This window comes from Streptomyces sp. NPDC013457 (genome assembly GCF_043089925.1).
In the GTDB taxonomy this organism is placed as follows: Bacteria; Actinomycetota; Actinomycetes; order Streptomycetales; family Streptomycetaceae; genus Streptomyces.
Genome location: NZ_JBICBL010000004.1, coordinates 280191 through 293826, shown reverse-complemented (window position 1 = coordinate 293826; position 13636 = coordinate 280191). Strand labels below are relative to the sequence as shown.

The 13636-nt window shown below is 71.7% G+C and carries 12 protein-coding genes; 10 read left to right on the top strand and 2 right to left on the bottom strand.

Features of this window, described 5'->3' with window-relative positions:
- The first annotated feature begins 126 nt into the window (after positions 1-126).
- Genes ACF1G2_RS13175 through ACF1G2_RS13160 form a run of 4 tightly spaced genes read left to right on the top strand, consistent with a single transcriptional unit; the run spans position 127 to position 3856 of the window.
- The gene (locus ACF1G2_RS13175) at positions 127-1032 is read left to right on the top strand and encodes an ABC transporter ATP-binding protein (protein ID WP_391798344.1); all 906 of its coding nucleotides are present in this window, start codon (positions 127-129) and stop codon (positions 1030-1032) included.
- Positions 1029-1772, top strand: coding sequence for an ABC transporter permease (locus tag ACF1G2_RS13170; protein WP_391798343.1), 744 nt, complete (start codon positions 1029-1031; stop codon positions 1770-1772). Before ACF1G2_RS13175 ends, ACF1G2_RS13170 begins: the two co-directional genes overlap by 4 nt.
- A gap of 4 nt (positions 1773-1776) precedes the next feature.
- Positions 1777-3201, top strand: a complete 1425-nt coding sequence (locus ACF1G2_RS13165) for a sensor histidine kinase (protein ID WP_391798342.1) — start codon at positions 1777-1779, stop codon at positions 3199-3201.
- A complete protein-coding gene (locus ACF1G2_RS13160; RefSeq protein ID WP_391798341.1) occupies positions 3194-3856 on the top strand; it encodes a response regulator in 663 nt (220 codons plus the stop codon). Before ACF1G2_RS13165 ends, ACF1G2_RS13160 begins: the two co-directional genes overlap by 8 nt.
- A 72-nt stretch (positions 3857-3928) precedes the next feature.
- On the opposite strand, the gene glgX is transcribed toward ACF1G2_RS13160, so the two are convergent.
- Entirely contained in the window at positions 3929-6145 is a 2217-nt protein-coding gene (gene glgX, locus ACF1G2_RS13155) for a glycogen debranching protein GlgX (RefSeq protein WP_391798340.1), read from the bottom strand.
- Between the two features lie 217 nt (positions 6146-6362).
- Here glgX and ACF1G2_RS13150 point away from each other — a divergent pair, with 217 nt between their 5' ends.
- The 6 genes from ACF1G2_RS13150 (at position 6363) to ACF1G2_RS13125 (ending at position 12881) form a co-directional block, all read left to right on the top strand.
- Positions 6363-7547 carry an Ig-like domain-containing protein gene (locus ACF1G2_RS13150; protein ID WP_391798570.1) on the top strand — a complete coding sequence of 395 codons (1185 nt, stop codon included), beginning with the start codon at positions 6363-6365 and terminating at the stop codon, positions 7545-7547.
- Between the two features lie 184 nt (positions 7548-7731).
- Complete coding sequence (locus ACF1G2_RS13145) at positions 7732-8976, top strand: Ig-like domain-containing protein (protein WP_391798339.1); 1245 nt, start codon at positions 7732-7734, stop codon at positions 8974-8976.
- 117 nt (positions 8977-9093) lie between these two features.
- A complete protein-coding gene (locus ACF1G2_RS13140; protein WP_383172817.1) occupies positions 9094-9861 on the top strand; it encodes an enoyl-CoA hydratase/isomerase family protein in 768 nt (255 codons plus the stop codon).
- Between the two features lie 166 nt (positions 9862-10027).
- Positions 10028-10531: an ATP-binding protein gene (locus ACF1G2_RS13135; protein WP_391798338.1), complete on the top strand. Its 504-nt coding sequence runs from the start codon at positions 10028-10030 to the stop codon at positions 10529-10531.
- Positions 10532-10920: 389 nt separating this feature from the next.
- The gene (locus ACF1G2_RS13130) at positions 10921-11694 is read left to right on the top strand and encodes a polysaccharide deacetylase family protein (protein WP_391798337.1); all 774 of its coding nucleotides are present in this window, start codon (positions 10921-10923) and stop codon (positions 11692-11694) included.
- Positions 11694-12881, top strand: coding sequence for a hypothetical protein (locus ACF1G2_RS13125; RefSeq protein WP_391798336.1), 1188 nt, complete (start codon positions 11694-11696; stop codon positions 12879-12881). The genes ACF1G2_RS13130 and ACF1G2_RS13125 overlap by 1 nt, the downstream gene beginning before the upstream one ends.
- A gap of 29 nt (positions 12882-12910) precedes the next feature.
- Here the strand turns inward: ACF1G2_RS13125 and ACF1G2_RS13120 are convergent, their stop codons facing one another.
- The gene (locus ACF1G2_RS13120) at positions 12911-13549 is read right to left on the bottom strand and encodes a GNAT family N-acetyltransferase (RefSeq protein WP_391798335.1); all 639 of its coding nucleotides are present in this window, start codon (positions 13547-13549) and stop codon (positions 12911-12913) included.
- Positions 13550-13636 lie beyond the last annotated feature (87 nt).

Below are 13636 nucleotides of genomic sequence, written 5' to 3'. Positions count from 1 at the left end.
ACATCCCTCATCCTGTTTTTCTCCCGCACGGCCCCCGGGTCGTACCGGGCATCAACCGATCGGTTGATCGCGCTTCGAGCGTGATGGCCGATGTTCCGGGAACGGCGCCGGCGCCATTCTCGGGGCATGCCAATGATCGAGGTGCAGGGCCTGCGCAAGGCCTACGGCGGCCGGACGGTCGTCGACGGGGTGTCGTTCGCGGTCGACGAGGGGGAGATCTTCGGGATCCTCGGGCCCAACGGGGCCGGCAAGACCACCACCGTGGAGTGCGTCGAGGGGCTGCGGAGCCCGGACGCCGGGACCGTGCGGGTCGGCGGGTACGACCCCGTCGACCGGCACGCCGACGTCACCCGGATCCTCGGGGTGCAGCTCCAGGAGAGCGAGCTCCAGGCGAAGCTGACCGTGCGGGAGGCCCTGGAGCTGTACGCCTCCCTCTACGAGCGGCCCGCCGACTGGCGGACGCTCGCCGAGCGGCTCGGACTCGACGCCCATCTGAAGGCCCGGTTCGGGAAGCTCTCCGGCGGGCAGAAGCAGCGGCTCTTCATCGCCCTCGCCCTGGTCGGCAACCCGCGGGCCGTCGTCCTCGACGAGCTCACCACCGGGCTCGACCCGCGCGCCCGGCGCGACACCTGGGCACTCATCGAGGACATCAGGGCCGGCGGCGTGACCGTCCTGCTCGTCACCCACTTCATGGAGGAGGCCCAGCGCCTCTGCGACCGGATCGCCCTCGTCGACCAGGGCCGGATCGCCGCGCTCGACACCCCCGAGGGGCTGATCGGCCGGGCCGCCGCCTCCAAGGTGATCTCCTTCGCCGCCGAGACCGCCCTGGACCCGGCCGAACTCCGCGCCCTGCCGCAGGCCGCGTCCATGGAGACCAAGGACGGACGGACCGTCGTCACCGGCACGGACACGACCGTCAACGCCTTCGTCCAGCTCCTCGCCCGGCGCGCCGTCACCGCCGAACAGCTCCGGGTCACGGACGCCACCCTCGACGACGCCTTCCTCGACCTGACAGGAGCCGACCACCGATGAGCGCCGCCACCACCATGGTCCTGAAGACCGAGGCCCGCCTCTTCACCCGCGAACCCGGCGCGCTGTTCTGGGTGATGGTCTCGCCGACCGTCCTCCTGGTGATCCTCGGCCTGATCCCGTCCTTCCGGGAGGCGTCCGACGACCTCGGCGGCCGCCGCGTCATCGACCTCTACGTCCCCGTCACCGTCCTCTTCGCCATGATCATGGCCGGGCTCCAGGCCATGCCGCCCGTCCTGGCCGGCTACCGCGAACGCGGCATCCTGCGCCGGATGTCGACCACCCCGGTCCGCCCCGCCTCGCTCCTCACCGCCCAGCTCGCCCTGCACGGCGCCGCGGCCCTCGTCTCCTCCGCGCTCGTCATCGCGGTCGGCCGGCTGGCCTTCGGTGTCCGGCTGCCGCAGAACCTCGCCGGCTACGCCCTCGCGCTGCTGCTCTCGATCGCCGGCGGCCTCGCCCTGGGCGCCGCCGTCTGCGCGGTCTCCCGCACCCAGAAGATCGCCACCGCGATCGGATCGGCCGTGTTCTTCCCGACGATGTTCACGGCCGGCGTCTGGGTCCCGGTCCAGGCCATGCCGGATACGCTGCAGAGCATCGTCGGGTTCACGCCGTACGGAGCGGCCTCGCAGGCCCTCGACGCCGCGATGTCCGGGGGGTGGCCCGAGTGGGCGGCGCTCGGGACCATGGCTCTCTGGACGGTCCTGCTGACCGCGACGGCGGCCCGCTGGTTCCGCTGGGAGTGACGGCATGGGGGAGACGATGACGGCGACGAAGGCGACGACGCCGGCGACGACGACAACGGCTACGACAGCGGCTACGACAACGGCTACGGCGACGACGGCGACGACGGTCGAGGAACGCTGGCAGCAGTTCTTCCGCTGGGGTCCGTACGGACTGCTCGCCCTCGCCACCGTCCTCGCCGCCGGGGCCGCCGACCTGGTCATGGACGGCTCGGAGCCGGTCGTCGCCGCCGTCCTGGTCGTCGCCGCGCTCGCCCTCCAGGCGGGCTGGGAGGTCCTGCGGCGCCGTGCGGTCGCGCGCGAGACCACCTCTCCGCCCGCGGCCGTCCTCGGTGCCGACGTCGGCGCCGACGACTCCGCCCCCCAGCTCATCCCCGGCGCCCCCGGCGCCGTGTCCCTCTGCTACTTCGCCCTGCGCACCGTCCTCGCGTTCACGCTCACCTGGCTCAACCCGTTCTTCTCCGTCTACGCCTGCATCGGCTTCTTCGACGCCCCGCAGCTTCTGCCCCGCCGCCTCGCCCGCGCCGGACTCCTGTGCACCGCCGTCATCATGGCGGGCGCCCAGTCCGGCGGGCTGCCGCCCGCGTCGCTCCTCAACTGGTTCGCCTTCGCGGGCCTCTTCGCCCTCAACGCCTGCCTCGCCATGGTCTTCTCCCACCTCGGCACGAAGGAGGCCGAGAAGGCCGCCGAGCGTGCCGCCACCATCACCGAACTCGCCCGTACCAACGCCCGGCTGAAGGACGCGCTCTCCGAGAACGCCGCTCTGCAGGCCCAACTCCTGCTCCAGGCCCGCGAGGCGGGGGTCGCCGACGAACGGCGGCGCCTCGCCGCCGAGATCCACGACACCATCGCCCAGGGCCTGACCGGGATCATCGCCCAGCTCCAGGTCGTCACCGCCACCCCCGACCCCGACGTCGCGCGCGTCCACATCCAGCGCGCCGCCGACCTCGCCCGGCACAGCCTCGGCGAGGCCCGCCGCTCCGTGCAGAACCTGAGCCCGGTCGCCCTGGAGCACGACAGCCTCCCCGAGGCGCTGGAGAAGACCGTCGCCACCTGGTCCGAACGCACGGGCATCACCACCCGGTTCACCGTCACCGGTACGCACGAGCCCCTCCACGACGAGGTCGCCGCCACGCTGCTGCGGATCGCCCAGGAGGCCCTGGCCAACGCCGAGCGCCACTCCGGCGCCTCACGGGCCGGCGTCACGCTCTCCTACATGGGCGACGAGATCACCCTCGACGTACGGGACGACGGGCACGGCTTCGACCCCTCGCGCGTCCCCGCCCGCTCCACCACCGCCGACGGCGGCGGGTTCGGTCTCGACGGCATGCGCTCCCGGGCCGAACGCCTCGCCGGCTGCGTCACCGTGGAGGCGGCGCCCGGTGAGGGCACGGCGATCTCCGCCCGCGTACCGTTGGTGCACCATGGCTGACCGTACGAGCATCACCCTGCTGATCGTCGACGACCACCCCGTCGTACGCGACGGCCTGCGCGGCATGTTCACCGCGCCCGCCGCCGGCCGGCCCGGCTTCACCGTCCTCGGCGAGGCGGCCGACGGCGTCGAGGCCGTCGAACTCGCCCTGCGCCTGGACCCGGACGTCGTCCTCATGGACCTGCGGATGCCCGGCGGCAACGGCGTCGACGCCATCGCCGAGCTGACCCGGCGCGGCGCCCGCTCCCGGGTCCTCGTCCTCACCACGTACGACACCGACACGGACACGCTCCCCGCGATCGAGGCGGGCGCCACCGGCTACCTCCTCAAGGACGCTCCCCGCGAGGAGCTGTTCGCCGCGGTCCGGGCCGCCGCCGAGGGCCGTACCGTCCTCTCCCCGGCCGTCGCCTCGCGGCTCGTCTCGCGCGTCCGCACCCCTGCCGCACCCGCCGGCGAGACGCTCTCCGCCCGCGAACGCGAAGTCCTCGAACTCGTCGCCAAGGGGACCTCCAACCGTGCCGTCGCCGCCGAGCTCTTCATCAGCGAGGCGACGGTGAAGACCCATCTGACGCACATCTACGGCAAGCTGGGGGTCAAGGACCGGGCGGCCGCCGTCGCGGTCGGGTACGACCGGGGCATCCTGGGCCGCGGCTGACAGAGCGCGCCGGCCCCTCAGCCCAGCCCTTTCAGCCCAGCCCTCTCAGCCCCGCCTTGTCACCCCCGCCCCTCACCCCCCGACCCTCAGCAGCCACACCGACCGCGCCCCGACCGTCACCGTCGCCCCGCCCGCGTGGACCGTCCCCGGGGGCCGTGACTGGTCCTCCAGGGCGGTGTCCAGGACCAGTTCGTACGACTCCGCCCACGGCGGACCCGGCAGCCGGTACTCCACCGGACGCGACCCCGCGTGCAGGACCGCCAGGAAGCTGTCGTCGGTGACCTGGGCGCCCCGCTCGTCACGGCCCGGGATGTCGCGGCCCGAGAGATAGAGGCCCAGGGTCGCCGCCGGCGCGTACCAGTCGGCCTCCGTCATCTCCGCGCCGTCCGCCGTGAACCACGCCAGGTCCCGCAGTCCGTCCGCGCCCTGCGGCCGGCCCGAGAAGAACGCGCGACGGCGCAGCACCGGATGGTGGTGGCGCAGCGCGAGCAGCCGCCGGGTCAGCGCCAGAAGCCCGGCCCGCCCCGGGTCCTCGGGCAGCGACCAGTCCAGCCAGCTCGTCTCGTTGTCCTGGCAGTACGCGTTGTTGTTGCCGCCCTGCGTGCGCCCCATCTCGTCGCCCGCCACGAGCATCGGCACCCCGGTCGACAGCAGCAGCGTCGTCAGCAGGTTGCGCAGCTGCCGCAGCCGCAGCGCACCCACCTCCGGGTCGTCGCTCTCGCCCTCCGCCCCGCAGTTCCAGGCCCGGTTGTCGTTCGTGCCGTCCCGGTTGCCCTCCCCGTTGGCCTCGTTGTGCTTCCGTTCGTAGGTGACGAGGTCCCGCAGCGTGAAGCCGTCGTGGGCGGTGACGAAGTTGACCGAGGCGTACGGCCGCCGCCCGCCCCACGCGTACAGGTCGCTGGAGCCCGACAGCCGGTAGCCCAGATCCCGTACGTCCGGCAGCGCGCCGCGCCAGAAGTCCCGCACCGCGTCGCGGTAGCGGTCGTTCCACTCCGTCCACAGCGGCGGGAACGCGCCGACCTGGTAGCCGCCGTTGCCGACGTCCCACGGCTCGGCGATGAGCTTGACCCGCCGCAGCACCGGGTCCTGGGCGATGACCGCCAGAAAGGGGGAGAGCATGTCGACGTCGTGCATCGAGCGGGCGAGCGCCGCCGCAAGGTCGAAGCGGAAGCCGTCGACGCCCATCTCCGTCACCCAGTACCGCAGCGAGTCGGTGATCAGCCGCAGCACCTGGGGCTGCACCACGTGCAGGGTGTTGCCGCAGCCCGTGTAGTCGGCGTACCGGCGGGCGTCGGACTGGAGCCGGTAGTAGCCCCGGTTGTCGATGCCCTTCAGCGACAGCGTCGGCCCGAGCTCGCCCGCCTCCGCCGTGTGGTTGTAGACGACGTCGAGGATGACCTCGATCCCGGCCGCGTGGAGCGCCCGCACCATCCGCTTGAACTCGCCGACCTGCTGCCCGGTGGTCCCCGAGGAGGAGTAGCCGGCGTGCGGCGCGAAGTAGCCGATGGAGTTGTAGCCCCAGTAGTTCCGCAGTCCCCGCCGCAGCAGATGGTCCTCGTGCGCGAACTGGTGTACGGGGAGCAGCTCCACGGCCGTCACCCCGAGCTGTACGAGATGGTCGAGGGCCGCCGGGTGCGCGAGGCCCGCGTAGGTGCCGCGCAGCTCCTCGGGGATGCCCGGGTGGAGCCGGGTGAAGCCCTTCACGTGCAGCTCGTAGATGACCGAGTCCGGCCAGGGCGTCTTCGGTCTGCGGTCGTCCGACCAGTCGTCGTCGTCCAGGACGACGACACCCTTCGGTACGTGCGGAGCGGAGTCCCGGTCGTCCCGCACGGTGTCGGCCACATGCTGCTGCGGCCAGTCCCGCACGTGCCCGTACACCTCCGGGGGCAGGGCGAAGGATCCGTCCACGGCCCGTGCGTACGGGTCGAGGAGCAGCTTCGCCGGATTCCAGCGGGCGCCCGTCCACGGGTCCCAGCGGCCGTGCACCCGGAACCCGTACCGCTGTCCGGCACCCACCCCGGGCACGAATCCGTGCCAGATCTCATGGGTCAGTTCGGTCAGCGGGAGCCGGCTCTCCGCTCCGGAGGCGTCGAAGAGGCAGAGCTCGACGGCCTCCGCCCCGCCGGCCCACAGAGCGAAGTTCGTCCCCGCCACGCCGTCCGGTCCGACCCGGCAGCGCGCACCCAACGGCGTGGGTGCGCCCGGCCACACCACCGGCCGGGCCTGCTTCGGGGCAGGCGGGAGCCCCACTCCGTCCCGTACCGCCTCCTGCTCGGCTGCGCTCGACACCTGTCGGCCTCCCGCGGCTCGTCGGGCCTCGCGCGGCACGGGTACCGCGGCGTCCCGGCCGCGGCTCCCCGCACGGGGCCTCCCACCTGTTCTGCCCGTACGGCCGTACTCCCAACATGACCCGCACGCACGTTTCCCCTGGAGGGTGGCCGTCGTTGGGCTGGGCGTGACACTTGTATGGAAGCGGGCGGGTTACGCCCTCGCGGTGGCGGCACTGATGGCGGGCCTGACCGGCTGCACCGGCACGGGCGACGGCGGCGGTGGTGGCGGTGGGGGAGGTATCGACCTGCCGCTGCCAGGGAAGGCGCGGGCACCGGGGGACGTCATCCGGATCAGTCCGGAGGACGGCAGCAGGGGCGTACCGGCCGAGGGGCCCATCGAGGTGAAGGTCGACAGCGGCCGTCTGGAGCGGGTCACCGTCGTCCGGGTCGAGGACGCGCAGCGGACCCAGGTGCCCGGCGAGATCAGCGAGGACGGGCTGCGCTGGCGGCCCACGGCGGACTCCCGGCTCGCGCTGGCCGCCAAGTACAGCGTGGACGCCGTGGCGCTCGACGCGCACGGGCGGCGCTCCGCCCGGCACTCGACGTTCACCACCGTCGTGCCCGAGCGCCGTTTCATCGGCTACTTCAAGCCGGAGAACCGTTCCACGGTCGGCACCGGCATGATCGTCTCGATCGGTTTCAACCGGGCCGTCGAGAACCGTGAGGCCGTCGAACGGGCCATCAAGGTCACCTCCGACCCACCGGTCGAGGTGGTCGGCCACTGGTTCGGCAAGGAGCGGCTCGACTTCCGCCCCGAGGAGTACTGGCGGCCCGGCACCAAGGTGACCGTCGAGCTGGCGCTGCGCGACATCGAGGGCGCGCCGGGCGTGTACGGCATCCAGAGCAAGACCGTCGGGTTCACGGTCGGGCGCTCCCAGGTCTCGGTGGTCGACGCGGCCGAGCACACGATGAAGGTGCACCGGGACGGCGAGCTGCTCGCCACCGTGCCCATCACGGCCGGGGCGCCCAAGACGACGACGTACAACGGGAAGATGGTCGTCACGGAGCTCTTCGACGTGACACGGATGGACGGCAGGACGGTCGGCTTCGGCGGCGAGTACGACATCAAGGACGTGCCGCACGCGATGCGGCTCACCAGCTCCGGAACGTTCCTGCACGGCAACTACTGGGCCGACCCCTCCACGTTCGGCTCCGCCAACGTGAGCCACGGCTGCGTCGGCCTGCGGGACGACAAGGGCGGCAGCCCGGACTCCCCTGCGGGCTGGTTCTTCGACCGTACGCTCATCGGCGACGTCGTCGAGGTCGTCAACTCCCGTGACCGAAAGGTCGCTCCCGACAACGGCCTCGGAGGCTGGAACATGGAGTGGGCCGAGTGGACGGAGGGTTCCGCCCTGCGCTGAGCCCGTCAGCCCCTCGTCGACCGGTCCCACGTGCACGGTTCCCGGTGCAACTGGGACTGAACGGTGACATTCACGTGGAACTTTCGTGTCCTGCGGTGTGATTATCTATCGCCGTGCGTGCGATGGATGCGCGCGGGGGTGCAGGCCGTGGTGAGACCAGGCCGTGCGAGGGGAGACGACCATTTTGAACGGGCAGCCGATATCGGCCGGGGTGGGGCGCGGACGGCGACGCGGGGGCGCGCGTCTGCAGGCTCTGGCTGCGGGGGCGTTGCTCCTGGTCCTGACGGCGTGCGGGGGCGGGGACCCGGCCGACGGGGGCAAGGGCGGACAGGATCCGGCGCAGGGCGGCAAGCAGGAGATCGCCGCGTCGAAGGCGGTCGTCACGATCGCTCCGAAGGACGGCGCCGACTCGGTCGCCACCAGCGGGGTGCTGAAGGTGACGGCCGAGCAGGGCAAGCTGACGACCGTCACGGTCGCCGACAGCAAGGGCGCCGAGGTCGAGGGCAAGATGGCGGCGGACGGCGCCAGCTGGCAGCCCGTCGGGCACCTCGCCGCCGGTACCGAGTACAAGGTCCACGCGGTCGCGCAGGACAGCGACGGCCGTGAGTCGGCGAAGGACACCACCTTCACCACGCTGGTCCCGAAGAACACCTTCATCGGCCACTACACGCCCGAGGACGGCTCGACCGTCGGCGTGGGCATGCCGGTCTCCATCCGCTTCACCCGGGGCATCACCGACCCGGAGGCCGTGGAGAAGGCCATCAAGGTCACCGCGACGCCCGCCGTGCAGGTCGAGGGCCACTGGTTCGGCAACGACCGCCTCGACTTCCGTCCGGAGAACTACTGGGCCGCCGGCACCAAGGTGACCGTCGAGCTCAACCTCGACGGCGTCGAGGGCCGCCCCGGCGTCTACGGCAAGCAGAAGAAGAAGGTCTCCTTCACCATCGGCCGCCGCCAGGTCTCCACGGTCGACGCCACCGCCAAGACCATGAAGGTCGAGCGCGACGGCAAGATCATCAAGACGATCCCGATCACCGCGGGCGCGCCGTCCACGACCACGTACAACGGTCAGATGGTCATCAGCGAGAAGTACAAGGTGACCCGGATGAACGGAGCCACCGTCGGCTTCGGCGGCGAGTACGACATCAAGGACGTGCCGCACGCGATGCGTCTGTCCAACTCGGGCACGTTCGTCCACGGCAACTACTGGGCCTCGTCGGGCACCTTCGGCTCCGCCAACGTCAGCCACGGCTGCGTGGGTCTGCGCGACGCGCGCGGCGCGGGCGACAGCACCATGCCGGCGGCCTGGTTCTACGACCGCTCGATCATCGGCGACGTGGTGGTCGTGAAGAACTCGAAGGACAAGCAGATCGCCCCGGACAACGGCCTGAACGGCTGGAACATGTCCTGGTCGGAGTGGACCAAGTAGGCCACTGAGGCTGTCGTCGCGAGGGACCCGGTGCTGTGAGCAACAGCACCGGGTCCCTCGCCGTGCTGTGCTCTCCGGGGGATTCCCCCCAGGCCCCCCGCGGATAACCTGCCTTCCATGACTGTGAACCTCGAAGTCGCCGAAGGCGTCGGCACGATCCGCCTCGACCGCCCTCCGATGAACGCCCTCGACATCGCCGTCCAGGACCGGCTGCGCGAGCTGGCCCAGGAGGTGACCGACCGCGACGACGTACGGGCCGTGATCCTGTACGGCGGCGAGAAGGTGTTCGCGGCCGGCGCGGACATCAAGGAGATGCAGGTCATGGACCACGCGGCCATGGTCAAGCGGTCGCGCGCGCTCCAGGACTCCTTCACCGCGATCGCCCGGATCCCCAAGCCCGTCGTCGCCGCGATCACCGGCTACGCCCTGGGCGGCGGCTGTGAACTGACGCTCTGCGCCGACTACCGGATCGCCGCCGACAACGCCAAGCTCGGTCAGCCCGAGATCCTGCTCGGCCTGATCCCCGGCGCCGGCGGCACCCAGCGGCTCTCCCGCCTGATCGGCCCCTCCAAGGCCAAGGACCTCATCTTCACCGGCCGGATGGTCAAGGCCGACGAGGCGCTGTCGCTCGGTCTGGTCGACAGGGTCGTCCCCGCGGCCGAGGTGTACGAGCAGGCGCACGCCTGGGCCGCGAAGCTCGCCCAGGGTCCCGCCATCGCCCTGCGGGCCGCGAAGGAGGCCATCGACCAGGGTCTGGAGGCCGACATCGACACCGGCCTCGCGATCGAGCGCACCTGGTTCGCGGGCCTGTTCGCGACCGAGGACCGGGAGCGCGGGATGCGGAGCTTCGTCGAGGAGGGCCCGGGCAAGGCCAAGTTCGTCTGACCGGTGTGGCGGGCGGCGGTTTCCCGGGTGTGTTCCGTACGTACTCGCGAGTACCGCCGCCCGCCTCTGGCATATGCCGGAGGAATCTCGCGGAATTGTTGATTCCGGTGGTACCTATTCCTCCGGAACGCCCACACGGCCCCGTCCGTCCGGCCATGATGGGGGCATGGCGGGCCTGGAGGGTGTGGAACAACCGCGGCAGCACGGCGGTGCGACCGCCGCGCGGTGGGTACCGACCGTAGAGGACGAACAGGCCCTCAAAGCCCTGGAGTTGTACGGCAATCCGGCCGAGGACGACGTCCGGCTGCCGTCCCGTCCCGAGTCCGCCGCAGTGGCCCGCCGGCTCACCCAGTGCGTCGTGCTGCGCCAGTGGGCGCTGACCCCGCAGATCGCGGAACACGCGGTTTTACTCGTCTCGGAACTCGTCGGCAACGCCGTGCGCCACACCGGTGCGCGCGTCTTCGCGCTGCGGCTGCTGCGCCGCCGCGGCTGGATCCGTGTCGAGGTCCGTGACCCCTCGCGCGGTCTGCCCTGTCTGATGCCGGTCCAGGAGATGGACATCAGCGGCCGCGGGCTCTTCCTCGTCGACAAGCTCTCCGACCGCTGGGGCGTGGATCTGCAGCCGCGCGGCAAGACCACCTGGTTCGAGATGAGGGTCTCCGACCGCTGACCCCCCCCGCCCCCCGGATGCACAGAAGCCCCCGTCCGCCGCTGTGGGGCGCCTGGGGGCTTCCGTGAGACGGCCGTGGATCGGGGGGGTGTAATCCACGGCCGTGAAGACGACCTGGCCCGGGTCAAAGGGGGTCGTGGCTTCGACTATGGCAGACGGGCGGCCGTGTCGCCAAAAGTCCCTATAGGGTCAAAATCGGTCAAACCGGCATAGTTCACCAATGAATCGTTGGTGACATGGAGCACCACCCTTATAAATGCTGAATAAGTATGGTGTTCATCGGGTGTTTCCTCGCCGCGTCCGCATGTCGGACACCCGAAGGGGGCCCGCAAACGTCCTGAATTGGCTTAATCGTTATTTTTCGGGCATCTCACCCTTTTAATGGGCGCGTGACCCTCACCGACCGTCGCGCCGCACTGCGGGCAGGTGCGGCGGCCGCCCTCGCGGGAGCCCTCACCACCGCCTGCGGCACGGAGACCGGCCCGCCGCCGCGACGCCCCGCGCCGCGCGGCCCCGACCCCGCCGCGAAGCCCGCCGCACCGGCTCCCCGGCGGTTCGCCGGCCTCCCTGCCGAGATCGAGAGCGGCCCGCGCGACCGCCCCCGGGTCGCCCTCACCTTCCACGGCGCGGGCGACCCCGCCCTCGCCCGTGCCGTGCTCGCCGAGGCCGAGAAGGGCGGTGCCCGGGTCACCGTCCTCGCCGTCGGGGAGTGGCTCGACCGGTACCCCGAGATCGCCCGCCGGATCCTCGACGGCGGCCACGACCTCGGCAACCACACCCAGCGCCACGTCGACGTCAACGCGATGGCCGAGGCGGAGGCGTACGCCGAGATCGCGGCCTGTGCCACCCGGCTGCGGCGCCTCACCGGCTCCATCGGCACCTGGTTCCGGCCCTCCAGGACCCGCAGCGCCTCGGAGACCGTCCTGCGCGCGGCCGCCCGCGCCGGCTACCCGCACGTCCTCTCGTACGACGTCGACTCCCTCGACCACACCTCACCCGGCGGACCGGCCGTCGTCCGCACCGTCACCGGACAGATCCGGGGCGGATCCGTGGTGAGCCTGCACCTCGGCTACGCGGACACCCTCGCCGCGCTGCCGCCCCTCCTCGCCGACCTCGACCGCCGCGGCCTGCGCGCGGTGACGACCACGGAGCTGCTGACCTGATGCCGCCTCTCACCACGCGTACGAAGAGCCTCCTCGCCGCCGCCCTGCTCACCGCGCTCGCCGGATGCGGCATCGCCGACGAGGCGCCCGAACCCCGGGGCGGTGCCAAGAAGGAGGCCGCCGCCGTTCCCGCTCCGCCGAAGAAGGCCGCCCCGGCCGGACTGCCCGGCATGCCGCCGGTCCTCGACCCGGACGACATCTACGCGGCGGACCGGCCCGGCAGGCTCTCGCCCGTCGTCAAGGACTTCCCCTCCCGGGTCTACGTGCCCAACACCAACTCCAACACGGTCTCGGTCATCGACCCGGCGACGTACAAGGTCATCGAGACCATCCCGGTCGGCATCCAGCCCCAGCACGTCGTCCCGTCCTGGGACCTGAAGACCCTCTGGGTCAACAACAACCGCGGCCACACGCTCACCCCGATCGACCCGGCCACCGGCGTCGCGGGCAAGCCGGTCGAGGTCCACGACCCGTACAACCTGTACTTCACGCCCGACGGGAAGTACGCCGTCGTCATGGCCTCCCTCGACCGCGAGCTGGTCTTCCGCGACCCGCACACCATGGAGCGGAAGAAGTCCGTCCCGGTCTCCTGCTACGGCGTCAACCACGCCGACTTCTCCGCGGACGGCCGGTACTTCGTCGTCTCCTGCGAGTTCTCCGGCGAGCTCCTGAAGGTCGACACGGCGAAGATGGAGGTCATCGGCCAGCAGAAGCTGCCCTTGCAGGGCGCCATGCCGCAGGACGTGAAGATCTCCCCGGACGGCAAGACCTTCTACATCGCCGACATGATGGCCCACGGCATGTGGGTCCTGGACGGCGAGAAGTTCACCACGCCGCAGCTGATGCCGACCGGCAAGGGCGCCCACGGCCTCTACATCTCCCGCGACTCCAAGGAGATGTACATCCCCAACCGAGGTGAGGGATCCGTCTCGGTCTTCGACTTCGGCCAGAACAAGCTGACCAAGAAGTGGCGCCTGCCGAACGGCGGCTCCCCGGACATGGGCGGGGTCTCCGCCGACGGCAAGGTGCTGTGGCTGTCGGGCCGTTACCACTCCGAGGTGTACGCGATCGACACCACGACCGGCGAGCAGCTGGCCCGCATCCCGGTCGGCGGCGGCCCCCACGGCCTCGCCGTCTACCCCCAGCCCGGCCGCTACTCCCTCGGTCACACGGGCGTCTTCCGCTGACGCCCGTGCCGGACGGGGCCCGGTGGCGCTCAGCCCGACGTCAGAAGGGCCTCGGAGGCCACCGGGCGGTACCCCGCCGCCTGGAAGACGCGGACACTGCGGGCGTTGCCGGGGGACTGCTGCGCCCACACCACGTCGCCCGGCGTCAGATGCCGGGCGGCGAGGGCCAGCGCCCGGCCGATCCCCCGGTGCCTGACGTCCTCGTCGACCTCGATGGCCGCCTCCCAGCGGCCGGCCACGCCACGCCCCAGGATCACCACCCCGCCGTCGGCAGCCCACACCCGTACGTCGTCGCGGAACTTCAGCGCCCGCGCCACCCGGGGGTGCTCCGGGTCCTCGATCTCCCGCAGCGCCAGCTCCGGCTCGCCGGGCAGCGCCGGTGCGACCGTCAGCAGGTCGATGGTGTTCATCCGCCGGCCCGTGTGCCGCATCAGGGCGAGCAGGAAGCCCGGGTTCATCGAGGCGGCCAGCGGGTCACTGGAGGTGGCCGCCAGCTCGGCCCGTACCCAGGCGGGGTCCGCGTCCGTGAAGACGACCGAGTGCGCGGTGAAGGCGAGGACGCCGGCGTCCCGGTCGTTCGGCGGCGGGACGACGGTCGTCGTACCGTCCGGCGGCGGGAACTGCCCGCGCGCCGCAGCCGCCAGGATCCGTGCCACGTCGTCGCTCATACCCCCATGATCTCCCACGTTCCGCCATGGCCCGGCGGCCGGACCCCGCGGGCCGCCCGATAATCTTTCCCCCGACATCGAAGCATC

Coding starts and splice junctions, on each gene's coding strand:
- ACF1G2_RS13150 (WP_391798570.1), top strand. CDS start 6,363: ATGGCGGGCCTGACCGGCTGCACCGGCACGGGCGACGGCGGCGGTGGT.
- ACF1G2_RS13120 (WP_391798335.1), bottom strand. CDS start 13,549: ATGAGCGACGACGTGGCACGGATCCTGGCGGCTGCGGCGCGCGGGCAG.
- ACF1G2_RS13135 (WP_391798338.1), top strand. CDS start 10,028: ATGGCGGGCCTGGAGGGTGTGGAACAACCGCGGCAGCACGGCGGTGCG.
- ACF1G2_RS13170 (WP_391798343.1), top strand. CDS start 1,029: ATGAGCGCCGCCACCACCATGGTCCTGAAGACCGAGGCCCGCCTCTTC.
- ACF1G2_RS13160 (WP_391798341.1), top strand. CDS start 3,194: ATGGCTGACCGTACGAGCATCACCCTGCTGATCGTCGACGACCACCCC.
- ACF1G2_RS13175 (WP_391798344.1), top strand. CDS start 127: ATGCCAATGATCGAGGTGCAGGGCCTGCGCAAGGCCTACGGCGGCCGG.
- ACF1G2_RS13165 (WP_391798342.1), top strand. CDS start 1,777: ATGGGGGAGACGATGACGGCGACGAAGGCGACGACGCCGGCGACGACG.
- ACF1G2_RS13125 (WP_391798336.1), top strand. CDS start 11,694: ATGCCGCCTCTCACCACGCGTACGAAGAGCCTCCTCGCCGCCGCCCTG.
- ACF1G2_RS13140 (WP_383172817.1), top strand. CDS start 9,094: ATGACTGTGAACCTCGAAGTCGCCGAAGGCGTCGGCACGATCCGCCTC.